At 69.1% G+C, this 26,715-nt stretch carries 28 protein-coding genes, 1 other RNA gene and 1 pseudogene; 14 read left to right on the top strand and 16 right to left on the bottom strand.

Annotated features, from left to right (window positions below; all coding sequences use genetic code 11):
* Positions 1 to 226 precede the first annotated feature (226 nt).
* Positions 227 to 451, top strand: a complete 225-nt coding sequence (infA, locus tag NWFMUON74_RS24650) for a translation initiation factor IF-1 (RefSeq protein WP_187684164.1) — start codon at positions 227 to 229, stop codon at positions 449 to 451.
* 20 nt (positions 452 to 471) lie between these two features.
* Here the strand turns inward: infA and NWFMUON74_RS24645 are convergent, their stop codons facing one another.
* Positions 472 to 1,341, bottom strand: a complete 870-nt coding sequence (locus tag NWFMUON74_RS24645; protein WP_187689398.1) for an SURF1 family cytochrome oxidase biogenesis protein — start codon at positions 1,339 to 1,341, stop codon at positions 472 to 474.
* A 5-nt stretch (positions 1,342 to 1,346) separates the two neighbouring features.
* Positions 1,347 to 1,841 carry a low molecular weight protein-tyrosine-phosphatase gene (locus NWFMUON74_RS24640; protein WP_187684163.1) on the bottom strand — a complete coding sequence of 165 codons (495 nt, stop codon included), beginning with the start codon at positions 1,839 to 1,841 and terminating at the stop codon, positions 1,347 to 1,349.
* Positions 1,842 to 1,971: 130 nt separating this feature from the next.
* Between NWFMUON74_RS24640 and cobC the strand changes: the two genes are divergently transcribed.
* The 3 genes from cobC to NWFMUON74_RS24625 all read left to right on the top strand — a co-directional run bounded on the left by cobC (position 1,972) and on the right by NWFMUON74_RS24625 (position 4,926).
* Positions 1,972 to 3,018, top strand: coding sequence for an Rv2231c family histidinol phosphate aminotransferase CobC (cobC, locus tag NWFMUON74_RS24635; RefSeq protein WP_269475291.1), 1,047 nt, complete (start codon positions 1,972 to 1,974; stop codon positions 3,016 to 3,018).
* Between the two features lie 231 nt (positions 3,019 to 3,249).
* Positions 3,250 to 4,386, top strand: coding sequence for a Nif3-like dinuclear metal center hexameric protein (locus NWFMUON74_RS24630; protein WP_187684161.1), 1,137 nt, complete (start codon positions 3,250 to 3,252; stop codon positions 4,384 to 4,386).
* Positions 4,387 to 4,494: 108 nt separating this feature from the next.
* Positions 4,495 to 4,926 carry a YybH family protein gene (locus tag NWFMUON74_RS24625; protein WP_187684160.1) on the top strand — a complete coding sequence of 144 codons (432 nt, stop codon included), beginning with the start codon at positions 4,495 to 4,497 and terminating at the stop codon, positions 4,924 to 4,926.
* A 9-nt stretch (positions 4,927 to 4,935) separates the two neighbouring features.
* Here NWFMUON74_RS24625 and NWFMUON74_RS24620 read toward each other — a convergent pair whose 3' ends face one another.
* Complete coding sequence (locus NWFMUON74_RS24620) at positions 4,936 to 5,370, bottom strand: OsmC family protein (RefSeq protein ID WP_187684159.1); 435 nt, start codon at positions 5,368 to 5,370, stop codon at positions 4,936 to 4,938.
* 143 nt (positions 5,371 to 5,513) lie between these two features.
* Between NWFMUON74_RS24620 and NWFMUON74_RS24615 the strand changes: the two genes are divergently transcribed.
* Positions 5,514 to 6,251 (top strand): zinc ribbon domain-containing protein, encoded by a 738-nt coding sequence (locus NWFMUON74_RS24615; protein ID WP_187684158.1) that lies wholly within the window; start codon positions 5,514 to 5,516, stop codon positions 6,249 to 6,251.
* A 78-nt stretch (positions 6,252 to 6,329) separates the two neighbouring features.
* Positions 6,330 to 7,550 carry a bifunctional RNase H/acid phosphatase gene (locus NWFMUON74_RS24610; protein WP_187684157.1) on the top strand — a complete coding sequence of 407 codons (1,221 nt, stop codon included), beginning with the start codon at positions 6,330 to 6,332 and terminating at the stop codon, positions 7,548 to 7,550.
* Between the two features lie 5 nt (positions 7,551 to 7,555).
* Here the strand turns inward: NWFMUON74_RS24610 and NWFMUON74_RS24605 are convergent, their stop codons facing one another.
* From NWFMUON74_RS24605 to NWFMUON74_RS24595, 3 genes are all read right to left on the bottom strand, one after another.
* Positions 7,556 to 8,074, bottom strand: a complete 519-nt coding sequence (locus NWFMUON74_RS24605; RefSeq protein WP_187684156.1) for a TrmH family RNA methyltransferase — start codon at positions 8,072 to 8,074, stop codon at positions 7,556 to 7,558.
* Between the two features lie 135 nt (positions 8,075 to 8,209).
* On the bottom strand, positions 8,210 to 8,680 hold the full coding sequence (locus NWFMUON74_RS24600) for a GNAT family N-acetyltransferase (RefSeq protein ID WP_187684155.1): 471 nt from the start codon (positions 8,678 to 8,680) through the stop codon (positions 8,210 to 8,212).
* A gap of 10 nt (positions 8,681 to 8,690) precedes the next feature.
* A complete protein-coding gene (locus NWFMUON74_RS24595) occupies positions 8,691 to 9,578 on the bottom strand; it encodes an alpha/beta hydrolase (RefSeq protein WP_269475361.1) in 888 nt (295 codons plus the stop codon).
* A gap of 382 nt (positions 9,579 to 9,960) precedes the next feature.
* Between NWFMUON74_RS24595 and rnpB the strand changes: the two genes are divergently transcribed.
* An RNA gene (gene rnpB, locus NWFMUON74_RS24590) (RNase P RNA component class A) lies at positions 9,961 to 10,384 on the top strand.
* A 269-nt stretch (positions 10,385 to 10,653) separates the two neighbouring features.
* On the top strand, positions 10,654 to 11,352 hold the full coding sequence (locus tag NWFMUON74_RS24585) for a phosphoribosylanthranilate isomerase (protein WP_187684153.1): 699 nt from the start codon (positions 10,654 to 10,656) through the stop codon (positions 11,350 to 11,352).
* Here the strand turns inward: NWFMUON74_RS24585 and NWFMUON74_RS24580 are convergent.
* Entirely contained in the window at positions 11,291 to 12,157 is an 867-nt protein-coding gene (locus tag NWFMUON74_RS24580) for a DMT family transporter (RefSeq protein WP_187684152.1), read from the bottom strand. The two genes, NWFMUON74_RS24585 and NWFMUON74_RS24580, sit on opposite strands and share 62 nt — an antisense overlap.
* Before the next feature lie 4 nt (positions 12,158 to 12,161).
* The gene (locus NWFMUON74_RS24575) at positions 12,162 to 13,475 is read right to left on the bottom strand and encodes a hypothetical protein (protein WP_187684151.1); all 1,314 of its coding nucleotides are present in this window, start codon (positions 13,473 to 13,475) and stop codon (positions 12,162 to 12,164) included.
* Between the two features lie 1,093 nt (positions 13,476 to 14,568).
* Between NWFMUON74_RS24575 and NWFMUON74_RS24570 the strand changes: the two genes are divergently transcribed.
* Together NWFMUON74_RS24570 and NWFMUON74_RS24565 are read left to right on the top strand one after the other, a co-directional pair.
* The gene (locus tag NWFMUON74_RS24570; RefSeq protein ID WP_187684150.1) at positions 14,569 to 14,901 is read left to right on the top strand and encodes a hypothetical protein; all 333 of its coding nucleotides are present in this window, start codon (positions 14,569 to 14,571) and stop codon (positions 14,899 to 14,901) included.
* A 14-nt stretch (positions 14,902 to 14,915) separates the two neighbouring features.
* Positions 14,916 to 16,363 (top strand): annotated as a pseudogene (locus tag NWFMUON74_RS24565) (RNB domain-containing ribonuclease).
* Between the two features lie 15 nt (positions 16,364 to 16,378).
* Here NWFMUON74_RS24565 and NWFMUON74_RS24560 read toward each other — a convergent pair.
* Positions 16,379 to 17,560, bottom strand: coding sequence for a helix-turn-helix domain-containing protein (locus tag NWFMUON74_RS24560; RefSeq protein WP_187684149.1), 1,182 nt, complete (start codon positions 17,558 to 17,560; stop codon positions 16,379 to 16,381).
* A 346-nt stretch (positions 17,561 to 17,906) separates the two neighbouring features.
* On the bottom strand, positions 17,907 to 19,073 hold the full coding sequence (locus NWFMUON74_RS24555; protein WP_232110575.1) for a helix-turn-helix domain-containing protein: 1,167 nt from the start codon (positions 19,071 to 19,073) through the stop codon (positions 17,907 to 17,909).
* A 217-nt stretch (positions 19,074 to 19,290) separates the two neighbouring features.
* On the opposite strand from NWFMUON74_RS24555, the gene NWFMUON74_RS24550 reads away from it, so the two are divergent.
* The 4 genes from NWFMUON74_RS24550 to NWFMUON74_RS24535 are packed head-to-tail and all read left to right on the top strand — an operon-like array spanning position 19,291 to position 21,396.
* Positions 19,291 to 19,599 carry a hypothetical protein gene (locus tag NWFMUON74_RS24550; protein WP_187684147.1) on the top strand — a complete coding sequence of 103 codons (309 nt, stop codon included), beginning with the start codon at positions 19,291 to 19,293 and terminating at the stop codon, positions 19,597 to 19,599.
* Positions 19,596 to 19,808: a hypothetical protein gene (locus NWFMUON74_RS24545; protein WP_187684146.1), complete on the top strand. Its 213-nt coding sequence runs from the start codon at positions 19,596 to 19,598 to the stop codon at positions 19,806 to 19,808. Before NWFMUON74_RS24550 ends, NWFMUON74_RS24545 begins: the two co-directional genes overlap by 4 nt.
* Before the next feature lie 37 nt (positions 19,809 to 19,845).
* The gene (locus NWFMUON74_RS24540) at positions 19,846 to 20,337 is read left to right on the top strand and encodes a hypothetical protein (RefSeq protein WP_187684145.1); all 492 of its coding nucleotides are present in this window, start codon (positions 19,846 to 19,848) and stop codon (positions 20,335 to 20,337) included.
* A gap of 30 nt (positions 20,338 to 20,367) precedes the next feature.
* A complete protein-coding gene (locus NWFMUON74_RS24535; protein WP_187684144.1) occupies positions 20,368 to 21,396 on the top strand; it encodes a hypothetical protein in 1,029 nt (342 codons plus the stop codon).
* Positions 21,397 to 21,518: 122 nt separating this feature from the next.
* Here the strand turns inward: NWFMUON74_RS24535 and NWFMUON74_RS24530 are convergent, their stop codons facing one another.
* From NWFMUON74_RS24530 to panB, 6 genes are all read right to left on the bottom strand, one after another.
* The gene (locus NWFMUON74_RS24530; protein WP_187684143.1) at positions 21,519 to 21,929 is read right to left on the bottom strand and encodes a hypothetical protein; all 411 of its coding nucleotides are present in this window, start codon (positions 21,927 to 21,929) and stop codon (positions 21,519 to 21,521) included.
* Between the two features lie 34 nt (positions 21,930 to 21,963).
* On the bottom strand, positions 21,964 to 22,803 hold the full coding sequence (locus tag NWFMUON74_RS24525) for a glucose 1-dehydrogenase (RefSeq protein ID WP_187684142.1): 840 nt from the start codon (positions 22,801 to 22,803) through the stop codon (positions 21,964 to 21,966).
* A 342-nt stretch (positions 22,804 to 23,145) separates the two neighbouring features.
* On the bottom strand, positions 23,146 to 24,015 hold the full coding sequence (locus NWFMUON74_RS24520) for a CHAD domain-containing protein (RefSeq protein ID WP_187684141.1): 870 nt from the start codon (positions 24,013 to 24,015) through the stop codon (positions 23,146 to 23,148).
* The gene (gene pip / locus NWFMUON74_RS24515) at positions 24,015 to 24,974 is read right to left on the bottom strand and encodes a prolyl aminopeptidase (protein ID WP_187684140.1); all 960 of its coding nucleotides are present in this window, start codon (positions 24,972 to 24,974) and stop codon (positions 24,015 to 24,017) included. The genes NWFMUON74_RS24520 and pip overlap by 1 nt, the downstream gene beginning before the upstream one ends.
* The gene (locus NWFMUON74_RS24510) at positions 24,974 to 25,414 is read right to left on the bottom strand and encodes a hypothetical protein (RefSeq protein ID WP_232110574.1); all 441 of its coding nucleotides are present in this window, start codon (positions 25,412 to 25,414) and stop codon (positions 24,974 to 24,976) included. Before NWFMUON74_RS24510 ends, pip begins: the two co-directional genes overlap by 1 nt.
* Positions 25,415 to 25,773: 359 nt before the next feature.
* On the bottom strand, positions 25,774 to 26,628 hold the full coding sequence (panB, locus tag NWFMUON74_RS24505) for a 3-methyl-2-oxobutanoate hydroxymethyltransferase (RefSeq protein ID WP_187684138.1): 855 nt from the start codon (positions 26,626 to 26,628) through the stop codon (positions 25,774 to 25,776).
* Positions 26,629 to 26,715: the final 87 nt, after the last annotated feature.

Genomic DNA, 26,715 nt, shown 5'->3' with positions numbered 1-26,715 from the left:
CAGTCCGGGCTGTTACCGTCCGGGAACCGTGACATCACGCCAGGAGGTGAGACCCATGAACGCTGTATCGATGTGGGTGCTCCCCCTCGTGTTCACGGTTCGGCGATCGGCCTAGGTGTCGCCGGGAGTGCCTGCGCAACAAGGCATCCCGAAAGGCAATACCTATGAATTCTGTGAACACCGCTGCGGATGCGCGCGCATCCCACGTCGCACCCGTGGCGCTGCGATGACGAAGACATCGAAGGGCATCGAGATCGAGGGCACCGTGATCGAGTGTCTGCGCAACGCCACCTTCACCGTGGAACTCGACAACGGGCACAAGGTGCTCGCGCACATCAGCGGGAAGATCCGGAAGAACTACATCAAGATCCTGCCGCAGGATCGGGTGCTCGTGGAACTCAGCCCGTACGACCTCACGCGCGGGCGAATCCTGTTCCGGTACCGGACGTAGTGCGGACGCGCCCGGCGGATTCAGTGTTCGGCATTGCCGTACCGGTCCGCCAGGCGGTCGGCATTGGATCGGACGGCCGAGTGCGCCGGTGAATCCGGTTCGGTTGTGCCACCGGTAGTTTCGATCGGGGCCGGGGCGGCACGTTCCCTGCGCCGTTCCCGGATCTCCGCCCACACGAAATAGCCGAGGCCCAGCGGCGCCATGATGCCGAAGGCGATCCACTGCAGGCCGTAGGACAGATACGGCCCGGCGTCGAGTTGCGGCAGGGGCGGCGGCGTGAAGGCGCCCGGCTGTCCCTCGATGAGCTGCAGGTAGCCGCCGTCGGGCGGGATGGCGTCGACGGGACTGCCCAGGACGGTCGAAAGTTGGCCGGTGTCGACGGAATACACCTGGCGGTAGCCGTCCTGGGTCATCGGTTCCTTGCCCGGCGCCACGCCCTCGGATCGGCGGACCCGGCCCTCGATGCGTTGCGGGCCCGCGGGCGGTTCGGCGATCGGCGGGATGCGGACGCCGTCCGCGGCGGCGACCAGTCCGCGATCGATCAGCAGTGTCCGGCCGTCGTCGAGCCGGAACGTGGCCAGCACGCCGAAGGCCGGTGCGTCGTTCAGCCGCTGCAGCCGCTCGACCACCGTCGAGCCCGGCACGTAACTGCCGGTGGCCACGACTCGGCGCCACTCGGTGTCCGCGGCCCCGGGGTCGTCCAGCAGGGCCGTCACGTCCACGGGGGCGGCGTTCACCGATGCGGCGATCAGATCGTTGCGATGCGAGGTCGAGTTGTTCTTGCCCAGCTGCCACGGCGCGAGAACGGTGAAGCACAGGTAGGCGAACGCCACCACGACGACGGCGAGGATCAGCCAGCTGGGTCGCAGCAGGAACGTGAGCCGGCGCAGCAGAGTCATCGGCGGGGGACGCTTTCGCCGAGTTGTTCGCGGACCCAGTCGAGCATGGCGGGCACCGCCGCCTCGATCTGCTCGCGGACGAGTTCGAACTCGGCATCGTCGCCGTAATACGGATCCGGCACATCGGGATCGTCGGCCAGCGGGTCGAAACCGCGCAGCAGCCGCCGCCGCGCCGAGGGCACGCCCAGCCGCGCCAGCTCGCGCTCGTGCGACGTGGCCAGCGCCACCACCAGGTCGGCCGCGAGATGATCGGCATCGATCATGGCGGCGATATGACCGATCGGATAGCCGTGCCGCCGCAGCAGCGCCGTGGTGCGCGGATCGGCATCGGACCCGACGTGCCACGCGGTGGTTCCCGCACTGCTCACCCGTACCCGATCGGCGAGCCCCGCCCGCTCCAGATGCGCCGCGAAGATCTTCTCGGCCATCGGCGACCGGCAGATGTTCCCGGTGCAGACAAAGGTCACATGCAGCTCACCCACAACAGCCATTCTGTCCGGTCCCCACCGCCCCCGCCCACGTAGGGTGGTTGGCTGTGCCCCAGGACACCACCACCTCGCGCCGAAGGAACGCCCCGCACCCTGCCGCCGGGGCGCGGGGTGCGGCCGGGGAGGTGCGCCGGTGAGTGGCGAGTTCGCCGACGAGGTGGATCGGGCAAGGTTGCGACATCACGGGGATGTCGAGGTGCGGGCGGGGATGGTGGACTTCGCGGTGAACGTGCAGGGGAGTGGGCCGCCGGAGTGGTTGCGGGGGCGGTTGGCGGCGCGGCTGGGGGAGCTGGGGCGTTACCCCGATGCGGCGCAGGAGCGGGCCGCGCGGGTGGCGGTGGCGGCTCGGCACGGGCGAGATCCCGAGGAGGTGCTGTTGCTCGCGGGCGCGGCCGAAGGGTTCGCGATGGTGCCGCGCCTGTCGCCCGCGCTGGCCGCGGTGATCCATCCGTCGTTCACCGAGCCGGAACTGGCCCTGCGGGAAGCGGATGTGCCGGTCGCCCGAGTGGTCTTGGCGCCGCCGTACGTCCTGGAGCCGGATCTGGTGCCGGACGCGGCCGACCTGGTGGTGGTGGGCAATCCGACCAACCCGACCTCGGTGCTGCATCCGGCGGATACGATCCGCGCGCTACGGCGGCCTGGACGGATCGTCGTGGTCGACGAGGCATTCGCCGACGCGGTGCCGGGGGAAGTGGAATCGGTTGCCGCAGAGTCCCTTCCGGACCTCCTGGTGTTGCGCAGCCTCACCAAGACCTGGGCCCTGGCCGGACTCCGCTGCGGCTACTTCCTCGGCGCGCCGGACGTCCTGGCGCGCCTGAACCACGGCCGGGCACACTGGCCGCTCGGCACGCTGCAACTGGAAGCGATCGCCGCGACGGCCGAACCGGGCGCCGTCACCGAAACCCGTTCCCGCGCCGAGCATATCGCGGCCGACCGCGCCGCGATGATCCCCCGCCTGCGAGAACTCGGCATCGAGGTGCACGAGCCCGCCCACGCGCCCTTCCTGCTGGTCCGCGTACCCGACGCCGAGCTCCTGCGCAAACGCCTGGCCGACAAGGGCATCGCCGTCCGCCGCGGCGACACCTTCCCCGGCCTCGACCCCGGCCACCTCCGCCTCGCGGTACGCGGCCCCGCCGACGTGGACCGCCTGGTCGCCGCGATCCGAGAGGTGGGCCTATGACCGACCCGGCCCCCGCGCACCGGACGCGCCCACTTGCCGTGAAGGCGCGTTCGGTGCGAGTGTCGGGCGCTCGCACTTCGACCGTGGTGGCAGGGCAGCGCTGTGGCGTAACGACCCTGGCCCCTACGAGGCAGCGGAACGGGCATCGGCGCGGCATGCCGAACGGGGCGGTCGTCGGCCTGACGCGATCGGTGTGGGTAGAGCGAATGTGACTGGAGTGGAGGTGGTTCGGTGACCCGGACGGAAGCGGTGGCGCTGTCGGAGTTGATCGCGGTGCTGGATGCGGCGTATCCGCCGCGGCTGGCCGAATCGTGGGATTCGGTGGGGCTGGTGTGTGGTGATCCGGCCGAATCGGTGTCGCGGGTGGTGTTCGCCGTGGACGCGACCGCTGCCGTGGTCGACGATGCGATCGACTGGGGCGCACAGGCATTGGTGGTGCACCACCCGCTGCTGTTGCGCGGGGTCGACACCGTGTCGGCCGCTACGCCCAAAGGTGCGCTGCTGCACCGGTTGATTCGCGGCGGATGCGCCTTGTTCACGGCGCACACCAATGCCGATTCCGCCGATCCGGGCGTGTCCGACGCGCTGGCGCAGGCGCTGGGTCTCACCGTCACCGGCCCGCTGGAGCCGAAACCGGCTGCGGCAGTGGACAAATGGGTCGTGCAGGTGCCTCGTGCGCACACCGAGGCCGTCCTCGCGGCACTGTTCGCCGCGGGTGCGGGCGGTAGCGATCACTACCGCGAATGCTGCTGGCAGGTGCCGGGCACCGGCCGGTTCCGGCCGCTGGAAGGCGCGAATCCGACTATCGGAGAGGTGGGTTCGCTGGAGCGGGTCGAGGAGGACCGGATCGAGGTGGTGGCGCCACCGTCGGCGCGCTCCGCCGTATCGGCCGCCCTCCATGCCGCTCACCCCTACGAATCACCCGCCTTCCACGTCACCGAGCGGGCGACGCTGCCGTCCGAGTGCGGCCTGGGCCGGGTGGGCGAGTTGCCCCGGCCGGAATCGTTGCGCGAATTCACCGCCAGAGTCCGGGCCGCGCTCCCGAGTACCGCGTGGGGCGTGCGCGCGGCCGGTGACCCGGATCGGGCCATTCGCACGGTCGCGGTCTGCGGCGGCGCGGGGGATTCCTTCCTGGGCACCGTCTCCCGCCTCGGCGTCGACGCCTACGTCACCGCCGACCTACGCCACCACCCCGCCGACGAACATCTGCGCGCGGGCGGACCCGCCCTGATCGACGCCGCCCACTGGGCCACCGAATTCCCCTGGTGCGCCCAAGCCGCCGACATCGTAGGAAAAGCCTTGCCGGCCGTGGAAACTCGCGTCTGCTCGATCCGCACCGACCCGTGGACCCTCGGCGCCGCCGACTGAGCCCGCGCCTACCCTCGTCGGGACACCTGCTCGTCGCACGACCGACACCGCGGTCACCGGGACCGCTCCGCTTGACCTCAACCAATGTTGAGCCTGCATCCTCGGTGTATGGACGCCGACGACGAACAGCGGATTCGCGACATTCTGGCAGCGCACACCGATCTCTGGATCCGGCACGAGATGGACCGGTGGGGCGCCTATTTCACCGAGGACTCGGATTTCATCACCCACCGGGGGATCTGGTGGCGGACGCGGCGGGAGAATGTCGAAGGGCACGAGGATGTCCCGGAGTCGGTCCTCGCCCAGAAGAAGAACTACTCGCAAGAGGTGGTGAGCGTACGGGAACTCGCCCCGGATGTCGCCCTGGTGCACACCGCCTGGAGCTGGCCCGATCACGTCCTGCCGGGCCAGGACTCGGCCTCGGACCGGCGTGGCTACATCACCCTGGTCATGGTCCGACGCGCGGACACCTGGCTGATCCGAGCCGCCCACAACACCCGGGTGAACGGCCTCGACGACTTCACCCCGCCCGCGACCTGACCGACCGCCTCAGGCGGTGACCGCAGGCTCGTGCACCACCGGGAAATTCATCGAGTTGGCGATGAAGCAGCGCTGGTGCGCCGCGGCGTGCAGTTCCCGCGCCGCATCCACGCGCGCCGGATCGGTGATCGTGACCCGAGGCCGCAGCGTGACCCGCTGGAAGCGCTGATCGTCCATGGTCCCCTCGGCGGCGTCACGGTAGTCGGTGACGACGATGCCCGACTCGGTGCACAGATGCAGGTACCACAGCATGTGACATTCCGACAGCGACGCGACCAGCAGCAGCTCCGGATTCCACCGGTCGGCGTCGCCGCGGCCGATCACCGGATCGGCGCTGCCGGGCAGTGGCGGGCGGCCAGGCGCGAGCGCCTCGTGGTTGCGCGAATACGAGCGATAGTCCGTCGTCGCCCCGCTCCAGACGACCTCCACCTCGTAATGATGCATGCCGACGAGCCTGCCACAGCGCTCGTCGCGGGGTTGGGACGAAACGAGCCGTGGGCGGAGTACGGTTGAACTTCGGTGTCGGGCGCCCGACCGGGCCACCGCTGCCGCCGAACCGTCCATAGCGTCGAGGAGTAAGTTCCGCGTTGAATGTCGAACCATCGATCCAGTCCAAGCTGCTCGACCTCGCCGCCGTCGACGCCGAGCTGACCCGGATCGAGCATCGCCGCAAGGTGTTGCCCGAGCAGCAGGAGGTCCAGCGGCTGGAGGCGGAGCGCAGCACGCGCAAGGACGCGGCCGTCAAGGTCGAGATCCTGATCGACGACCTGGATCGGGACATCCGCAAACTGGAGACCGAGGTCGACAGCGTCCGCAAACGCGAACAGCGCGACCGCGGCATGCTCGAGTCCGGCAGCGTCGGCGCCAAGCAACTGTCGGAGCTGCAGCACGAACTCACCAGCCTGGAACGCCGCCGCACGGTGCTCGAGGACGACATGCTCGACGTGATGGAGCGCCGCGAGGCGGCCGTCGCCGACCATCAGCACGCGGGCGCCAACCTGTCGAAGGCCGAGGAAGATCTCGCCGACGCCCGCCGCCGCCGCGACGAGGCGCTGGCCGACCTCGAGGTCGCGGCCGGACGCTGCGCCACCGACCGCGAACGACTGCTCACCGCCTTCCCCGCGGAACTGCTCGGCATCTACGACAAGCAACGCGCCCAGCACGGCGTCGGCGCCGCGCTGCTGCAGGCTCGGCGCTGCGGCGCCTGCCGCATCGAACTCGACCGCGGCGAGATCGCCCGGATCGCCAAGACCGACCCGGAGGTCGTGGTCCGCTGCCCCGAGTGCGGCGCGATCCTGGTGCGCACCAAGCAATCCGGGTTGTAAGCGGAGCGATTTCGGGACGGGAGTACGACGGGCGTCGCCGCACGCCGTCGGTGCGGATCAGGTGGAGGGAGTGCGGTGGTGACCAAGGTGATCGTGGAGGCCGACGGTGGTTCGCGCGGTAATCCCGGGCCCGCCGGATTCGGCGCGGTGGTGTGGGATGCCGCGCACGTGGGCGTGCTGTCCGAGCGGCGCGAGGCGATCGGCATCGCGACCAACAATGTCGCCGAATACCGCGGCCTGATAGCGGGTTTGGCGGCCGCGGCCGAACTCGGCGCCCGTGAGGTCGAGGTTCGCATGGACTCCAAACTCGTCGTGGAGCAGATGTCGGGCCGCTGGAAGGTCAAGCACGCCGCGATGGTGCCCCTCGCCGAGCGGGCCCGGCAGCTGGTCGCCGGTTTCGACGTGGTCCGGTTCGAATGGATTCCGCGCGCGCAGAATTCGCACGCCGACCGCCTGGCCAACGAGGCGATGGACGACGCGAAACTGATCACCGAGGTCCGCGAGGCCGAGGCGCGGGGGTCGGCGGTCGGCATCGAACAGGAACTTCCCAGCTGGATCGACGAGGTGGCCGACGCCCGAGCGGCGAGCCCGGAATCGCAATCCGCCGAATCGGCGCAAACCGTAGCGACGCAAGCTCATTCGTCTGACCCCACCACGACCACCGCCCCCGGTTGGACCGGCGCGCGCGGCCGCCCCACCCGGATGCTGCTGCTCCGGCACGGGCAGACCGAACTCTCCGTCCAGCGCCGGTATTCCGGCCGCGGCAACCCGCCGCTGACCGCGCTGGGCCGCGAGCAGGCCGCGCGGGCGGCCGAACACCTTGCGGCGAAAGGTGATATCGCCGCCGTCGTGACCTCCCCCCTGGGCCGCGCGCGTGCGACCGCCGAGGCCGCCGCTCAGGCCCTGAACGCGCCGGTGCGGGTCCTCGACGGTCTGATCGAAACCGACTTCGGCGAGTGGGAGGGCCTCACCTTCACCGAAGCGGCGCAACGGGATCCGGACCTGCACACGCGCTGGCTGGGCGACCCGAGCCTGCCCGCCCCGGGCGGTGAGAGCTTCGAGCGGGTGCGCGAGCGCGTGGAGGCGGCCCGTCGCGACATCGTGGCGTTGTATCCGGGGCAGAACGTGGTGGTGGTCAGCCACGTGACGCCGATCAAAACGCTGCTGCAACTCGCACTGGGGGTGGGCCCGTCGCTGCTGTACCGGCTGCACCTGGATCTGGCGTCGTTGTCGATCGCAGAGTTCTATCCCGACGGCGGCGCGTCGGTGCGCTTGGTGAACGATACGTCGTATCTGTAACCCGCTCAACACAATCCGGCCAGCTTGTAGAGCACCAGCGACGCCGCGACCGCGACATTGAGACTGTGCCCGGTTCCCACCATCGGGATCTCCACGGCCAGATCCAGCCGCTCCATGCCCTCCGGCGGGATCCCGGACCCCTCGTTGCCGAGCACTACGACGGTGCGTTTGCGGGCGGCCGGGAGGTCGCCGAGCCGCACCGATTCGTCGGTCAGCTCGACCCCGACGACCGCCGAACCACCGCGCCGCTGCCGGTCCAGCCAGCGGTCCACGCGGCCGTCCACCCAGTGCACGCACTGCCGGTGCCGCAGCGTGTTGCCGCGTTGCAGCGCCTCGGGCACCCATGGTTTGCGCGGCACCGCGAGGCAGGCCCCGACGGCGTCGCAGGTGCGCAGCAGCGTACCGAGATTCACCCCGTGCTTGGGCCACAGCGGTGCCGCGATCAGGTGATTCCAGCAGGTATGTGCGCGCGGCCGCCGCTGCCGGCGGATGTCGGCGGGCGTGCGGGCCCGCGCGGCACTCATCGGTGCACGGGAACAACCTTCCCGTGGGGCACAACGCATTTCATGCGGACGGTGCTTCGCGGCGCACCGGGGCCATCGCCGGGCGGGCGGCTGGGAGCGCCCGCTGATCTCGATCCAGGATACCGCGCGCGGTCCTCACAGCGCCCGCACCATCTCGTAGTCGATCCGCGGCTGCGCCGGCGAGCCCGGCCGTCTCCGCCCCGACCGCGCGAAACCGTGCCGGAGATAGAGCTTCTCGGCGTGGCTGTTGCCGTGCGTCACCCATAGGTGCAGTCGATCGTGCCCCGCCGCGCGCGCCCAGTCCACCACGGCCTCCACCAGGCGGTCCGATGTCCCGGTGCCCCGGGCGTGCGCGGTGACGAACATCGAAACCAGTGTCGGCGTACCGAATTCGGTCACCCCGCCCACACACCCGAGCACCTCCGACGCGGATTCGGCGACGAAGAACGTCCGGTCGGCCAGCCACCGCCGCCACCGCTGCCGGTCCCACTCCGCCGCCTCGCCGTAGGACAGCGAGAAAGTGCCCGGTGCGGACCCGGCCAGCGCGTCGAGCCGCGCCATCCGGGCCACCGGCCACTCGTCGACGCCGACCTGCCGCACGATCATGCCGTGCTCGTCAGGGCCGCAGCACCGAGACCAGGAAGTCGGCCTGGTCGTAGACGGCCTTCTCGAACCAGTCGTCGAAATAGATGTCGAAATGGCCGATGGGGTAACGCTTCACGACGGCGTGCTTGGTGCGCTCGGCGGCCTTGAGCGTGGGCGCGACCGGGGCGACCGAGTCGTTGTCGCAGACGGCGTACAGCACCGGTACCTTGATGCCCTTGGTGCGCCGCCAGGGCGAGTCGAACAGCACCGACAGCCCGATGCGCGCGGCTACCTTCGGCTGGTACTGCGCGCTCTCCTCGGCCAGCCGCCCGAAACCCTCGGGCACGTCGGAGGCGCTCATCAAGGCGGCGGACCGTTTGCGGCCGGCCAGCCGCACCCCGACCGGTTTGCGCCGGATCGGCCCCACCAGCACGTCGGTGGTGGCGACGGTGCCGGTCTTGAACAGGCTGATCGGCCCCTTCGCCCGCGCCGCGGCCCAGCCGCTGGTGAACGGGCACTGCGCGACCACGGCGGCGAGGTAGTCGTCCTCGTGCGCGATGGACAGCACGTGCCCGCCGCCGAACGAGGTGCCCCACAACGCGATTCGGGTCGCGTCGAAACCGCGCAGGGTACGGGCGAAGGCGATGGCGGCCCGCCAGTCCTCGCGTTGGCGGCCGATGTGGATCACCTGTCGCGGGGTGCCGCCGCTGGCGCCGAAGTGCCGGTAGTCGAATACCAGCACGCCCATTCCGGCGGTGGCGAAGCGGCGCGCGTATCGGTCCAGGCCCATTTCCCGATCGGCGCCGAGTCCGTGTGCCATGATCACCAGCGGCCGCGGCTTCGGCGGACCGTCAGGGCGATAGAGCCACGCTGCACACTGTTCGCTTCCCGACGGGAACCCCACCTCGACACGCTCCATGGCGAAATACCGTAACTCGTTGCGGGATCGAGCGCTGACCTGGATCCCTGTCCGGATCGCCGGTCCGGCGGCCCGCACGACGTGCCGAGGTTTCGGGGTGTCGCGGCCCGGGTAGAAGTCAATGGTCGTCAGTCTGCCCACGACCCGAAACCCCCACGGCCCCAACCCACCCGCCCTCTCCCGGCCGCCTGCTTCATGGGGCAGTGAACAACGTCGGTCTCGCCCGGCCACCTGCGCCCATGGCACCGAGTCGGGCGCCGGTCTCGCCCGGCCGCCCGCATACTGGGGCAGCGGATCAGGGGACGCCGAGAACCGGCAGGATCTCTGGTGATCAGGGGGTCGTGCGCGGCCCGGTGAGCCCGGACGGCACAATAGCGGCGGACGAGTCGGTCGGGCGGCCGCGTCGACAGGAACGGGCACGGGCTGTGCCGCCGCCTGTCGCCGAGGAAAGTCCGGACTCCACAGAGCAGGGCGGTTGTTAACGGCAACCCGGGGTGACCCGCGGGACAGTGCCACAGAAAACAAACCGCCGGCGCCGAGCCTTTCCGAAGGCGAAGCGCCGGTAAGGGTGAAACGGTGCGGTAAGAGCGCACCAGCGCCCCGGGTGACCGGGGCGGCTAGGTAAACCCCGCCCGGAGCAAGGTCGAAGGCCGCACTCCCCGGAGTGCGGTTGCGCAGGCGCCCGAGGGCTGCTCGCCCGAGCCTGCGGGTGGACCGCTCGAGGTGCCCGGCAACGGAACACCCAGATGGATGGCCGCCCCCAGCACCAGCTGGGACAGGATCCGGCTTACAGACCGACTCGTCCCCACCTTTTCGTGCCGTAGCGACGGGCAGGCTATCGAGGTGGGGGCGAAAGGCTCTGTCGCGTTGTGATCGGGGCGTGATACCTTCCCGGTGTTGGGGGTATTCATACTGAGGGGGTATGCATCAACGTCGACGCGGCCGTCCCGGGCTGGGCGGCGCTGGTGTCGGCTGACGACGGCCGGTCCGGTGCCCGGCGTCGGCAACAGTAAGCGATCCTTCTCCGGCGTTAGCCCGCCGGATGCGGCACAGACTAGGCAGTATCGTGTGCCGGATGATCAACGTCCGAGCGAAGATCTGCGGCATCCGGAGCGAATCCGATCTCCGGGCCGTGTTGGCGGCCGATGCCGATGCGGCCGGTTTCATCTCGGGCACAACACATTTCAGTGAGGACGTGCTCTCCGCGGAGCAGGCCCGCAGCCTGTCGCGGCTGGTGCCGCCCACGGTGGAGCGGGTGCTGGTCACCCATCTCACCGACGCCGACGCGGTGCTGCGGCTGGCCGACCACATCGGCGTCGACTGCATCCAGCTGCACGGCCTGATCACCCTCGACACCGTGCGCGCGGTGAAGGCCGGGGCGGCCGGTCGCCGGGTGATCCGGGCGGTGCACGTCACCGGCCCCGAGGCGATCGACGCTGCGGTGGAGGCGGCGCCGGACTGCGACGGGGTGGTGCTGGATTCGCGCTCGGCGCACCGGCTCGGCGGCACCGGCCGCACCCACGACTGGTCGATCAGCGCCCGCATCGTGGACAAGCTCGCGGGCGAGGATTTCCCGGTGATGCTGGCCGGCGGGCTCAACCCGCGCAATGTGGCGGCGGCGATCGAGGCGGTGCGTCCGTCCTGGGTCGACGTCAACTCCGGTGTCGACGGTCGACGCGGCGACAAGGACCCGAGCGCCTGCGCCGAATTCGTCAGGGCGGCACACGCCGCCGCGACGCCGACCGCTGCTCCAGCCCGACTGCCAGCAATATGAGCACCCCCGCGGCGGCGGTCGCGGCGGTCAGCCGGGTCTCGGTGCACCACGCGCCGACCAGCGCCGCCACCACCGCCTCGTTGAGTCCGATGATGCTGGCCGTGGCCGCGTCCAGCCAGCGCAGCGCCTGCCAGTAGAGCGCGAACCCCGGACCGAGCAGCAACGCGCCCACCGTGGCCAGCGCGACAACCGTTCGCGCACTGGGCGGTTCGACAACCAGCAGCGGGCTGCTCGCCACCCCCGCCAGCAGCAGTTGCAGACCGGCCGAGGTGATCGTGCTGCCCGGCCCGGCCTCCCGTGCGACGAGGCTGACCAGAGCGGCGACGCAGGCCGCGCTGCCGAGCGCCAGCAGGCACCCGGCCACCGCGAACCCGCCCGCCCCGGCCTCCGGCCGACTCCCCGTGACCAGCCATATCGCCACCGCGACCAGCATCAGCTCCAGCAGCACCGGCACGGTCGGCGCACGGCGGCCGCGCACCAGGGCCATCGTGATGATCAGCACCGGGGCCGTGAGATGCAGCGCCACCACGACCGGCAGCGGCCCGATCCGCAGCGCCGCCACATACAGCGCCAGATTCGCAGTCTCCAGCGCGCCCAATCGGACGTAGAGCGCCGGCTGCGCGGCCAGCGTCTCCCAGGGCCGCTCGCCGCGCGACCACGCCAGCAACAGCAGCGTCACCGCGCCGCCGAGCGCCACCAGCCCCGCGGTGGCCGGGGCCGCCAGCACGGCCAGCAGCGCGCTGGAGGTGCCCCACAGACAGGTCACCGCCACCATGAGGGCGACCGGGACCAGTGGGGCGCGCACGTGACTACGCGAGCAGGAAGCTGATCACCGGCAGCACCAGCGCGGTGTACGCGGCGAACACCGCGCCGGCCACCCGCCGTTTCGGCAGCCGCGGAAACCTGGTGGCGAGTCCGCAGTAGGTGCCGGACGCGATGAGCGCCGTACCCCACACCACCAGCGCGCGGCTGCCGATCTTGCCGAGCGCCTGATCGAAGCCCACGGCCAGCGCGAATACCGTGGCCCCGGCGGCGGCCCCGAGCAGCAGCAGGGCCACCCCCGCAGTGGAATTCATCAGCATGCGGCGGCCGCGCACGGTCGCCACGGCCTGCGGGTCGGTGTGGTGGGCGCCGTCGGCACGGCAGATCTCGTCGTACACCTTCGCCGGGTTGACCCGTTCGTTGATCGCCGGGCGCACCTGCAGCAGCGCCTCCAGCGCCTGCGTGGTGGCGTAGGAGGTGACCGGCCCCTCGGAGGAGATGCGGAACCCGCCGCGGTAGATGGCCAGCGCGTCCACCTCCTGCATCTCCAGCAGTTCGACGATTCCGGCGCGGACGGCGGGATCGAAGATGGTGCGGCTGTCGGCGGACACCACGGCGGCGACGGCCAGATGCAGGGTGAGGTGCCGCCACGTATCGACCAGGTCGTCGCGGCGGAAGATCTCGGTGTCGATCTCGCATTCGTCGCGGCGCAGGCCCGTCAGCAGCCGCTTGACCGCCAGCGTGCAGGCTCGTTCGGCGCGCTTGTCACCGATCTCGGCGATCTCCGGGCGCGACAGCACGGTGGCGATGTGCGCCGCCGCGTACATCGGCAGCGTTCGCGGCTCCTGGAACACCGACGACACCAGGAACGCGATCCCGCGCGAAATCGCCTGGTGCCGTTCGCCGTCGAAGCCACCGCCGCCGATCAGGGCCTGCACCGCCGCGGCCGTCGCGGTCACCGAGACCGGGCCGAGGAAGCCGGACATGCGCCACCCGCCGGTCTCCGAATCCTGTTGATCCAGCAGCGATCGGAGCGCGCCGAGGAGTCCGGGATCGGTCTCCTCGACCTCGAGGCAACGCAGCGCGCGGATGCGCCAGGCCACGTCTATCGGGGTGCGGAAATACCATTCGTCGCCGATCGGGCGCTCCACCACGGTGGCCCGGACCAGCGCGGCAACCTTTGCGGCACGGGGGATCTCGCAGCCGGCGCGGTGCAGTACGCAGACCACCTCGGCGGTGTTCTGCGGGTTCGGCGGCACGTCGGGAATCCAGCCCCAGCCTGCGCCGCCGCTGGGATGCGGAAGCTGGCTGCCACGCAGCCATTCCACCGCCATCCGGATGCGCTCGTCAATGTTCGACACGGCCCTTCCGCCTCTGGAACACGGCCCCGCGAACTCGCGATGGGGCGCTGGTAATTGCCACGCTACTCGGGTGGTCCGACAAGTGGAGCGGACTGGAGAACCTCGAATCACTCGGCGCCGCTGCGTGTTTCGTTTACATATCACGGACGGAACGGTCTGCTGTCCGGCATCGGTCCGGTCAATTCGGCAGGGAGCGAAAGAGTTCCGTGGTCGAACGGGTCGGCACCCGGAGGAATTCCCGGCGGTTCGGGTATCGCGATGCGGGGCAGCGCGGTTCGGCGCGTAACCGGACCTGGACCGGTCCGCGTTCGAATTGCAATCTTGGTGGGGCCGAAAACAGCAACGGCGGCACCCGGATTCGGGTACCGCCGCGCGGCCGGCGCGATCGCCGGCCGGAGCTGGGACGTCCTCAGCCCGCCGGGCTGATCACCAGGATCTGTGCCCAGTAGGCGGCCTGCTCGGGCCCGAGCAGCGGCAACAGGTAGTCGTAGACGATGGACGACATACGGTGCGGAACTCCCTTGTTTCTCGACGATGGTGACAATTGCGCGCACGACTGAGGGAACAGACGTCCCTGACGCGCTCGGGTCACAGTAACAGCGACCGCGACCCGGCGCACTACCAGCGGAAATCGGTCTTTGGCCGGGGGATCGCGGCGGTTCGTGGCACCTGTCCCGTCTGTCCGGAAACTCCGGAGGGCCCGGATTTCATAGCCGACCGCTCTCGGCTGTCGCTCGGCCACGGTGGTTGCCAGGTTGCGACCAATGGGGAGCATGTGGCATATGAGGCGAGGCGGGGTGTGGTGGTCGCACGAAAGTCGACCGTCCGGTCCTCACGGTCCGGGTTCGTGTGACCGCAGGTACCCCATGCCCGCTGGTCCCGCCACGCCCGACGCGCCGGGCCGTCGTCGCGGAAACCGGCCATATAGGGGGAGAACCGCGCCGCGGTCGGTGTTTTCGAGGTGACTATCGGTCTTCAACTGGCCGTATAGGTGATCGACGTCATAAAGTGTTGCGCGTTGGAAGGTTCCGTTGCTGGGGGTGGCAACGGGGCTGTGGGTGTCAACGAACGTCGGAAAGCAGGTTCTATCTCTATGCGAGTAGTTCGCAAGCTGGTTGCCGGTGCGATGATCGCCGGTGCTGCTTCGGTTATCGGTGTGCTGGGGGCCGGGTCCGCCAACGCGGTCGCGGTGACTCCGCTGCCGGGTGGGGTGCAGGTCGACCTCAATCACGGGGACACCCAGTGGGTGCACCAGTCGCACATCGGCCAGGCGATCTCCGGTCTGCCGCATCCGTCGGCGTCGTCCTTCGGCAAGGCGCTCGACGCCGCGTCGGGGCTGTCGTCGCAGTACCCGGACGGCCGGGTCGTGTTCACGGTGTACGGGCCGTTCGATCAGTTGAACGGCACCATGCTGGCGCTGCAGTAGTTTCAGCGCCCCGCGTGGAGCTTCATCCCAGGATCGTGTCGGCGCCGGTCGATTTCGGCGCCGTCCGAACCGAATTCGGGCTGGCCTCGGACTATCCGTCCGAGGCCGTCTCGGAGGCCCGCGACGCGGTCGACGCGTTCGCGGGCGTCCGGGCCGATCGCACCGACATTGCGCTGGTGACCATCGACCCGCCCGGCGCGCTGGATCTGGACCAGGCGCTGTATCTCGAACGCACCCCCACCGGCTTCCTGCTGCAGTACGCGATCGCCGACGTCGGCGCCGTTGTCGCCCCCGACGGGGCGCTCGCCCGGGAATCGCTGTCCCGGGGCCAGACCTTCTATCTGCCCGACGGCACGGTGCCGCTACACCCCGAGGTGTTGTCGGAAGGCTCCGCGAGCCTGCTCCCCGATCTCGAGCGGCCCGCCGTGCTGTGGACCATCGAGTGCGACGAATCCGCTGAGCCCCAACAGGTTTCGGTGCGGCGCGCCATGGTGCGCTCGCGCGCCCGGCTGGACTACGCGGGCGTGCAGGCCGACGCCGACGCCGGGCGTCCGCACCCCTCGATCGCCGCGCTGCCGGAATTCGGACGACTGCGCATCGAGGCCGGACTGGGCCGCGGCGCGATCGGCCTGCGGCTGCCCGCGCAGACCGTGGTGCGCGACAGCCACGACCGTGCGCCCGACGACGCCGCGCGCTGGCAGCTGATCGTGGAACCCCGCACCGCCGCCGACGACTGGAACGAGCAGGTCTCGCTGCTCACCGGTATGTGCGCGGCGCGCATCATGCTCGGCGGCGACAACGCCGAGCCACTCGGCCTGCTGCGGACCATGCCCGTCCCGCCGCGTGCCGCGATCGACTCGCTGCGCCGCACCGCCGCCGCCCTCGGGCTGGACTGGCCCGCCGACGCGCCTGTGGGCCGCCTGCTGGCCGCGCTGGACGCCGATTCGCCCGCCGCGCTGGTGCTCTGTCCGAGGCGACCTCGCTGCTGCGCGGCGCGTCCTACACGGTGCTCGCCGGGGACATTCCGGATGTGCTGCAGCACAGCGGAATCGGTGCGCCCTACGCCCACGCCACGGCGCCGCTGCGACGTCTGGGCGACCGCTACGTCGCGGAGATCTGCCTGGCCCGCTGCGCCGGGACGCCGGTCCCGCGGTGGGCGACCGAGGGCCTCACGGCCGTCGCCGACTCCATGCGCCGCAGCGACGCCCTGGCGGGCAAGCTCGAACGGGCCTGCCTGGACCTCACCGAGTCCACGATCCTCGCCGAGCGCCTCGGCACGGAGTTCGACGCCGTCGTCGTCCGGGAAGCGAACGGCTCCCGGGCGGCGGAGGTCTTCATCGCCCAACCCCCGGTACTCGCCAAATGCCTCGGCGCGCCACCGGAAGGGCGCCACGTCCGAGTCCGCCTCATCACGGCCGACCCCACCACCCGCACGGTCACCTTCGCCTTCCCGCAGGACTGACAGCCTCGCTGGTTCCTACAGCGCCACACCCGCCCACGACGCGAAGCTGACCAGAGTCTCCGACTGCCGCCGCTGCGCCGACGCGATCCCGTGCAACGTCTCGCGCACCGACGGATGCAACCGCGTCTGCTGGGGAGCGATCCGCCGCGCCAAATTCAGCGAGTGAAGTGCTTTGTCCGGCTGCCCGACAAGCAACCATGCCCGGGCTACGTCCTGCCAGTGGTGACCGGCTCGGGGCGGGGCGATCTCGTCGGGCAAGGTGAGCGCGGCCCCCGTACGGGCGGCCTTGTCGGGATTTCCGGATTCGAGTTCAACTGCTACCGAGTGAATACCGACGTTCGCAGGCCCGAAGAGCGTTCCGTACAAATCGGATTCGCGGTCGAAGCCACACGCCAGCCGACGCGCGCTCTCGATGTGAGCTACGGCCGTGTCGGCGTTGAAGCCACGAGCGGCGACTATCGCGCCGCACAGATGCGCGTAGCCACGTACAGCGTTCGCTCGCTCGGTATTGCCCTCGATCAGGTCCAGCCCGTCCTCCACTAGCCGCAGACCAACGTCGTTCGCGTTGTGGTACATCAAGATTCGCGCCCGCTTCACCTTTGCCTGAGCGACGTAGAGCGGATCATCAGCACCTTCGGCCGCCCATTCGAGCCGATCCAGAACCACAGGTGCCAGTGCGGTGAATCCGAACCGGCGGCACAGCCGTTCGGTAGTGACGTATGCCGCCGAGAGCAGCGTGTAGACCCGGCCGCGTTCCGAGTCGGTTCGTGCGGCATGTAGAGCGCCGTACAACTGCCGGATAAGCGGGGGAATGCGCTGAAGCGCGATGCGGCCCTTGTCGTTGCGGTAAGCCGTGTCTACGCCCTGCATCTCCGTGGTCAGTTCGGCAATGGGAGTCGGTTCGACCGGGCGAACGTAAGCGCCTTCCGCGAGAATCGACCGCAATTCCGCAATGCCCTCGAGTGGGCCGTCCTGCTCCAGGACGTCGTAGAAAGGCGTCTGCGTCAGGTACTCGGGCTCGACGTGCAGCGCCTTCGCCGCCGCGGCGATGAACGCGGCGGACGCGGGCTCTCGCCCTTGCTCGACCGCACGGATCATGGACAGGCTGTAGTTCGTCCGCTGCGCGAGCTGTATCTGTTTCAGGCCGGCGAGCTTACGCTCAGCCGCAATCCGCTCACCGGTTGTCGTCACCGTCATCACTCCAGCACGTCGGGAGGAAACACGCTCTGACCACGAGAGTACCGACCACTCCACTCTCCCGGATAGCTGTCACGTACTGTCCCTCGATGGTTCCAGCCGGGTCTAGCGCCGGATTCGTCATCACAGAGGGTAGTAGTCCGACGAACGGGAGGCAGCGTTCCGGGCGCTGGTCGCTACAGCCGACATGAGCGGAAACGATGAGCGACGAACGACTCGGTTCCGACATCGAATTCGATGACAATGGATCGCATATTCGAGCCGCACATTCCCGATCACGGTATGGAAACGGAGCGATGCGGCCGAGAACGCGCCTGCGACCGAGCGCTACGTTCCGGCCTCCGATCTACAGCGCCACACCCGCCCACGACGCGAAGCTGACCAGAGTCTCCGACTGCCGCCGCTGCGCCGACGCGATCCCGTGCAACGTCTCGCGCACCGACGGATGCAACCGCGTCTGCTGGGGAGCGATCCGCCGCGCCAAGTTCAGCGAGTGAAGTGCTTTGTCCGGCTGTCCGATAAGCAACCACGCGCGGGCTACGTCCTGCCAGTGGTGACCGGCTCGGGGCGGGGCGATTTTCTTCGGGAGTACGAGACGTGTTCCTTCGCGCGCCGCCTTATCGGGATTTCCGGCTTCGAGCGCTACGGCGACCGAATGTATCCCGACGTTCGCGGGGCCGAACAACGTTCCGTACGCGTCGCTTTCGTGCTTCATGGGTCCGGCGATTCGCCGTGCTTCGTGCAAGTGCTCCTCGGCAGTATCGGGACGGAAGCCCCGCGCCGCAATGATTGCGCCCGTGAGGTGTGCGGAACCGCGCACGGCATCCACGCCTTCGCCTGTGCCCTCGATCGCGTTCAGTCCGCGTTCAATCAGCTTCAGCCCTACGTCGGCACGGTCGTAATACATGAGAACACGTGCGCGTTTGATGAGCGATTGCGGTACGTACAGGGGATCGTCGGCTCGTTCTGCCGCCCACTCCAGCCGGTCTATGACCGTGGGAGCGAGGCTGGTGAATCCGAAGCGGCGACACAATCGCTCAGCGGTAAGAAACGCTTGCGCGAGCGTGGTGTACACGGGGGCGGGGTCGCTTTCGGTGTGCAACGCCCCGTACAACCGTCTGATTACCTCCGGCAGCCGAGCGAGCGCCACCCTGCCCTTGTCGGCAAAGTACACCCGGTCGATGTCGTCGAGTTCTGCCTGTAACCGCACCAACGGCAAAGGCTCCAGTGGCTCAACGTAGCTGCCCTCGGCGAGGATGGTTCGAAGCTCGACAGAACCCTCGAGCGGCCCGTCCTGCTCGATGGTGTCGCGATAGGGGACGCCGGTCAGCAACTCGGGCTCTACCCGCAGTACCCGAGCAGCGGCGGCGATGAACGCGGGCGAAGCAGGTTCCCGGCCCTGCTCGACCGCGCGAACCATGGACAAGCTGTAGTTCGTCCGCTGCGCCAGCTGTATCTGTTTCAGGCCAGCGAGCTTTCGTTCGGCGGCTATTCGCTTACCGGTTGTCGTCACTGCCACCACTCCAGCACGTCGGGAGGAAACACGCTCTGACCACGAGCGTACCGACCACTCCACTGCCCGGACAGCTGTCACCGCACTGTCACTCGGTCGTTCCCGCCGGTTCTAGCGTCGGTTTCGGCTTCACACAGGGGTTGTAGCCCGGCAGATCGCCCGTCCGGCTCCCCCGCTGTGACGCCTCCGACACCGACAACGGGAGGGAGTGCCGAGTATGAGATTTCGACCGACCGCGCTGGGATGGATCGATCCGGAAGTATCCGACGCGCCGATGTGGGACCGAGCCCAGGTACAACGTATGGCACGGCACCTCGGCTATGTGGTCGTCTGGCCCGAGCCGTCGCTCGTCCCGCTTGCCGACCAGGTACGTGCCGCCGACGTGGACGTGGTGATCACCCCGTCCCCGCAGCATCTGAGCCCGCTGGAGGTGAACGGCATTCTGTACCTCGCGGAAATCGAAACAGTCTCTCCGCGACTGAGTTTCGCTCGCTGGACGCTGATTCGGGAAGGGGTGTTCGCGTGACCGACGACCCGGCGTCGCCCCGTCGGGAGTTGTCGGCCCTCTGGTGGACCCACAACGCCCCGATCGGACCGCTGACACTCGATCATGCCCACGCGATCATGCAGATGCATGTGGAGTGCAGCGTGGGCGACTGCCCCCGCAAGCGGGCCGCGTTCCGGGCGCTGGTCGAGGCCGGGCGGATCAGGCCCGATTCGGGCCGGACCCGATAGGCTCCGCACACCGGTACAGCCGACGCGAGGGGAAACGATGAGCGACGAACAACTCGGTTTCGACATCGAATTCGATGCCAAGACACAAGCGTTCTTGGATTGGGTTGCGTCCGATCATATGGAATCGCAGGTTCGCAAATTTCTCACCGAGACGGTTCCCGGAATCGCTGGCTATTCTGAAGCGTGGTGGAACAGTCCACTGACGGTGGCGATACTTCAAGCATCGAAAGAATACTTCGGTGACAGTCATGGATTGCGCGCCGCCGAAAACCGGGACGCTGCGGATCAATTCATCCGGTTCTATGGCGAATGTTTTATACGCCGGGCCGGAATGGCATGGACCAACCGCCCTCAATGGAGCAGTGCACCTTTGTATACCGACTTCAGTCCTGCAGTGCAGTACGGTGACGGCGAAGAAGTCATGAGCGTCCTGTCGATGACGGACTATTTGTTCCGCCGTGATGCCGAGATGGCAGATTACGTTATCACCGCAGCGCTTCGAGATATACAGAAAACCCGCAAGGGATAGGAAGAGTTCGTCGGGAAGTATTGACGGGGGGTGGATACAACCGTGCCCGATGACGAGTACGACAAGTTCCGGCGAAATCTCTCTAACTACGAGAAAGGTCTGTACTTCGAGCTGGGCAGGGCGCACGAACGCGGTGAAACCGCAGAACGGGGTTGGGTCCGGCAATTCAAGATGGAAACCCCTAAAGGTTCGCGCGTTCTGGACAATGCGAAGACGGACGGCAGGGGAACGCGTTCTATGGAGCGCAAATCGGGACGGCTCAACGAACGCGAGACCTATAGGCAACTGGAGAAAGAGCGATCAGCGCTCGAAATCGGGCAGCTTACGCACAGCGGCTGGGAGACCGTGTCGGGGGAGGCCGTTCCGAGGACTATTCAGGAAGAGATGTCGAGCATGGCCCGTGACTTCCCTGGGCGATTTCGGCACGAAGTCATTTCGCGCGACGATGCCCTACGTGCGATGAAACTCGGTCAATCTATTGCCGCGAAGCAGCTTGAATTGATCCGGGTCTACGAGTTGGATCGTGCCGATCGAGCTCGTAAACGACTTGCGAATATCCGGGAGATCGTACGTCGGAGAGAAGCCGAGGCGAAGGAGGCGCGGGGAAGGGCCGAGCGTGAGCGGGAAGCTCGCGAGGAGCGTGCGCGGGTTCAGAAGGAAGCGGCTGATCGGGTGGTGCGGGAGTTCGCGGAGAAGTACCGGGCATTGTTCTCCCGGGATCGAGAGACGAATGTCGAAAACTCGGTGCGGGCGCGGGAGGAAGCGGATGCGGCCGAGAAGGTGAAGCAGAGGGAACGTGCCGAGGCCGATGAGATGGAGCGGCAGCGGCAGCGGGAGGCGGCCGATCGGCTCGCGGAGCAGGCCCGGCGGGCGCGGGAAGCGGCGGCGACCGGACGGCCCGGGGAGATGGTCCGCGAGGTAGCGGACATCGTGCATGTCAGTCGCCCTACACCCGGAAACGAAGCGCCGCACCGTGAACCGCCACAAGCGGGCCGGACGCGCGGTGGCAGGGAGGAACGGGAAAGGGAGCGCGGCAGACGGGAACGCACCCGCGACTGAGCGGCTATGATGCCGTCCCCGACATGCCGCAACCGCACGCCGAGAGTCGCTGCCGCAGTGAGGCTTTCGGCCCGCGCCGCGACAACTGTCGCCGCGCGGGCCGAATCACGGACGAGTCGCGTTCAGTCCGGCGGTTCGGGAGTTCGAATGCCCTGGGCGACAGAGCCTCCGGCCACATCGGAGGAGGTTCCGAGTTCCTCGTCGTAGCTGTCCGGCACGCCGTCGGGGATGTCGATGGCGTCGACCTCCGCCGGGCGCGTGTCCTCCTCCGGCGGCGACGGCTCGGTGTCGGGTTGTTCTTCGGCGAGGCGGTCGCGCAGCGGCCGGTCGTGGGCTTCCTCCCACGGCGTCGTGCCGTAACGGTCGGCCTCCGACCAGCGTTCCGGGGGATCCATGCCCGCTTCGAGCGGGTCGGACTGCAGACGGTCCTCGTCGAGATCCTCCGCGCTGTTCAGCGCACCGGGATCGGTTTCCACCGAGTCGGGCGCGCCGGTGTCCTGCGGCGGGTCCCAGGTGTCCTGTGGATCGGTCATGACTACCACCTCCGTATTCGGTCCGCCGGGTGATTCACAGAATGGGCCGGCCGCCGGTGACGGCGAGGCGAGCGCCGGAGATGTAACTGCCCTCGTCGCTCGCGAGCAGCACGTACGCGGGCGCGAGTTCGGCGGGCTGCCCGGCCCGGCCCAGTGGAGTGTCGTCGCCGAATTTCGCCACCTTCTCCGGCGGCATGGTCGACGGGATCAGCGGCGTCCAGATCGGTCCCGGCGCCACGCTGTTGACCCGGATCCCCTTGGGCCCCAACAGCTGTGCCAGGCTGGCGGACAGGTTGGCGATCGCCGCCTTGGTGGCGGCGTAGGGCGCCAGCGTCGGCGAGGGCATATCGGAGTTGACCGAGGAGCTGCCGATGATCGCCCCACCCGGCGGCATGTGCGGCAGCGCGGCCTTCACCAGGGCGAAGTAGGCGCCGACGTTCACCCGGTAGGTGTAGTCGAACTCCTCGGTGCTGATCTCCTCGATGGTCTCGTGCGTCATCTGGTAGGCGGCGTTGCTGACCAGGATGTCGATCTTGCCGAACTCCGCGACCGCGGTATCGATCAGCGCCTGGCAGTGCGCGGGATCGGACACGTCACCGGCCACGGGCACGGCGGTGCGCCCCGCCTCCCGCACCAGCTCGGCGACCTCCTTGGCGTCCTCGTGCTCGTTCAGGTACGAGATCAGGACGTCCGCGCCCTCACGGGCGAAGGCGATGGCCACCGCACGCCCGATGCCACTGTCGGCCCCGGTGACGACCGCCGCCTTGCCGGTGAGCTTCCCGCTACCGCGATAACTGTGTTCACCGCAGTCGGGCACCGGCTCCATCGCCGACTGCACACCGGGAACATCCTGCTGCTGCTCGGCGAATCCCATCCGCTCGCTCCCTCCATGGTCCGGCAAGCCGCCCACTACGCACTTGCCCCTACACCGCGGCGCTACCCGGCACGCAAGCACCGAAACACGCCCCGCCCCCGAACCACCGTCCTCACGAGCCACTCACCGTCCAGCCGTGTGGACTGCACCCGTGCAGCCGCTGGCACGAGGACTGGTGCGGCCGTGAAATGGCACCGCGTGAGCCATGAGGGAGTGCAACCCGTGCATCCCCGTCGGCAGAAGGCCCCGCGTGCAGCCTTGGGCGTGCGACTCGTGCCGTGCAGCCGCGGGGAGCGGACGCGTGTGGCCGCGGGGAGTGGGCTGGGGGCGGTGGGCCGGAAGTCAGTGGCCGTATTTGTGGCGGAGGAATTCGGTGGCGGCGGGGTATTGGTCCAGGGCCTTGCGGGCGGCGTCGGATTCGGCGTCGTAGAGGCGGTCGTAGTCGGCGGTGACGATGCCGCGGGTGGAGGCCGCGGCGGCGCGGGCGCGGATGGTGGTCATGGCCTCGATCGCGTCGCGGTGGTCGCCGAGGACGGTCTGGAGTTTCTTGGCGCGGGCGGACAGCTCCTCGGCGGGGCCGTTTAGGACCGGGACGGCGGCGTCCGCGGAATACCGTAAACGCTTGGCGGCCTTGCGGATCTCGTGCAGATGCTCGACGCGGTCGGCGGGCTCGACCGTCTCCTCTGCGCGCACCAGACGGCGCACCCGCCGGAAGTCGTCGCGCAGTACACCGGAGAACGTCCGGGTGGCGTCGGCGCGGACGCGTTTGCGGCGCAGCGGGGGGTCGCGGCGCAGCGCCTTCAGCCGTCTCCGCAAGCGCCGGTAGCGCTCGCCGTCGAGTGCGCGCAGCACCTCGCGATGGGCCTCGGCGTACCGGTGGCGTTCCACCGTCACCAGTCGGCGGCAGACGCGCCGCTGCTCACCGGACTGTTCCGCGGCCAGTGCCGCGAACCGTTCGGCACGCACCTCGGCGTCGCGGGCCACACCGAGAAGCCCGGCGAGCCAGCGCAATTCCTCGCGAATCTCGTCTATCTCCTTGCGGCGGAAGACATCCCGATACGATCGCAGCACACTGCGCAGCCGCCTGGTCGCGACGCGCATCTGGTGCACCGAGTCGTGGGCGTCGGCACGGACCTCGGGTTCGGCCGACAGCAACCGGTCCACGTCCTCGTCGAGAGCGGCGCGGAGAGCGGGGCCGGTTGCGGTGCGCATCAGGTACTCCGGAACTTGTCGGTGGCTTCCACCAGGTGGTGCGTGATGCCCGGCTCACTGGCGGCGTGACCGGCGTCGGCGACGAGGTGCAGGGTCGAGTTCGGCCACACGCGATGCAGATCCCACGCACTCACCGCAGGGCACACGATGTCGTGGCGGCCCTGCACGATCACGCCGGGAATGTGGGCGATGCGGTCGATGTCGCGCAGCAGCTGCCCCTCGTCGAGGAAGCCCCCGTGCATGAAGTAGTGATTCTCGATGCGCGCGAACGCCAGCGCGAACCGGTGCTCGGCGGTCTCGGCGACCCGATCCGGTTGCGGCCGCAGCGAACTCGTCGCCCCCTCCCAGCTCGACCAGGCGACGGCGGCCGGGACGTACACGTCGGGATCGGGGGAGTGCAGCAGGCGATGGTAGGCACTCACGAGATCTCCCCGGCGTTCGGATTCCGGCACCGCGGCCAGGAACTTCTCCCACTCGTCAGGATAGACGTAACCGGCGGCGCCGTTGTAGTACCAGTCGATCTCCTTGCGCCGCAACAGGAAAATGCCGCGCAGCACCAGCTCGGTGACACGATCGGGGTGGGTCTGCGCGTAGGCCAGCGCCAGCGTCGAACCCCACGAGCCGCCGAACACCTGCCAGCGTTCGATGCCCAGATGCGTGCGCAACTTCTCGATGTCGGCGACCAGATGCCAGGTGGTGTTGGTCTCCAGGCTCGCGCCGTCGGCGACGTGCGGCACCGACCGGCCGCAACCACGCTGGTCGAACAGCACGATCCGGTACGCGCGCGGGTCGAAGAACTGGCGGTGGAACGGCGCGGTACCGCCGCCGGGACCGCCGTGCAGGAACACCACCGGCTTGCCGTCGGGGTTGCCGCTCTCCTCCCAGTACAGCTGCTGTCCGTCGCCCACATCGAGCAGGCCCTCGCGGTGTGGCGGCAGCGACGGGTACAGCGTGCGCATCAGAACGCGATCCCCGCCGCGAGGTCGGACAGTTCCAGCGCCTGTAGCGCCTGGCTGCGAACGTCGGGGCAGGACGTGGTGGTGATACGGTCGACCACCGACTTGTCGCCGAGGACCTGCATATTGAGGCCGCCGTTCAAGGCAGCCCACTCGTGCACGGTGATGTTGAGCGCCACCCGGCCCAGCGTGGGGCCCTGCACCCGCCAGTCCGACAGCTGCGGCTGAATCCGGTCGCACAGCTGCTTGGCGACTTGGTCGGGGACCTCGACCGGGCCCTGCGTCTTGCCGGCGGTGGCCGAGCCGCTGGCGTGCGCGGCCGTGGAGGTGGCGGACCCGCTGGATCCGGCGGGCTCGGGCGATCCGGTGGTTCCGCCGCCCCCGCATCCGGCGATCAGTGCGATGGCGGCCAGCCCGGCCGTCCCCAGCGCTCCGCGAGTCATCCAACGGCTCTGCGACATCAGTTCCCTCTGCTCGTTCCGTGCTCGGTCGGACTTCGAGTCTGCCACCGATCCCCGGCCGCCGCCGTTCCCGTCGCGGAGAGCAACCCTGCCCGATCCGAGCTATTGACGCGGCGACGGCACGCCTTCGGCACAGAAGGGGAGCATGCCGCCGCTGACGAAGCCGCGACGTCCCGGACGGAGCCGCCGTGGTCGACGCACGGTGAACCGGTTCTCGTCCAGGCATGTTCTCGGCCGGGACCGACACCGCGCAACCGGAAGGCACGTCAGGACAGCAGCGACTACCGCCGCGTCTCCCCGGACAGTGCACTCGCCGGTCGGAGCACGCCTGCCGACAAACTTCAGAAACTGTGTTCGGGGGCGGGGAAGACCCCGCGGCGGACCTCGTCGGCGTAGGCTGCCGCGGCGTTGCGGAGCTGGTCGCCGAGCTGGGCGAAGTGCTTGACGAACTTGGCGGTCTTGCCGCTGGTGTAGGCGGCCATGTCCTGCCACACCAGCACCTGGGCGTCGCAGTCCGCGCCGGCGCCGATGCCGACGGTGGGAATGGTCAGCTTGCGGGTGACCTGGCCGGCGAGTTCGGCGGGCACCATCTCCATGACCACCGCGAACGCGCCCGCCTCCTGCACCGCGATGGCGTCGGCGATGAGCTGCTCGGCGCCGTCGCCACGGCCCTGCACCCGGAATCCGCCGAGGGTGTTGACGCTCTGCGGGGTGAACCCGATGTGCGCCATCACCGGGATGCCGGCGGCGGTGAGCCGCGCGATGTGCTCGGAAACCCGTTCGCCCCCTTCGAGTTTCACCGCGTGTGCGCCGCCCTCCTTCATGAACCGGGTGGCGGAGGCCAGCGCGAGCTCGGGCGAGGCCTCGTAGCTGCCGAACGGCAGGTCCGCGACCACCAGCGCGTGCGGCGCGCCCCGCACCACCCCGCGCACCAGCGGCACCAGTTCGTCGATCGTGATCGGCACGGTGGTGTCGTAGCCGTACACCACGTTGGCGGCCGAGTCGCCGACCAGCAGCACCGGAATCCCGGCTTCTTCGAACAGTTTCGCCGTGGAGTAGTCGTAGGCGGTGAGCATGGACCACCTCTCGCCCGCGGCCTTCAGCTGCTGCAGGTGCTGTACTCGCGTCTTCCGTCGGGAAGTTGTCGGTGCGGCGCCGTAGGCAGCGGTTTCGGCGGACTTTTCGGATGCGGACATCATCGTCCCTTTCGTCGTCTCCTCGAGGCCCGTACGGGTCCCCGGGTTGTCGTGACTCGTCCCTTGCGGACCCGTCCAGTGTGCCAC

The sequence above is a fragment of the Nocardia wallacei genome, assembly GCF_014466955.1.
In the GTDB taxonomy this organism is placed as follows: Bacteria; Actinomycetota; Actinomycetes; order Mycobacteriales; family Mycobacteriaceae; genus Nocardia; species Nocardia wallacei.
The sequence above is the reverse complement of the archived record's forward strand: the minus strand, read 5'-3'. Positions and strand labels throughout refer to the sequence as shown.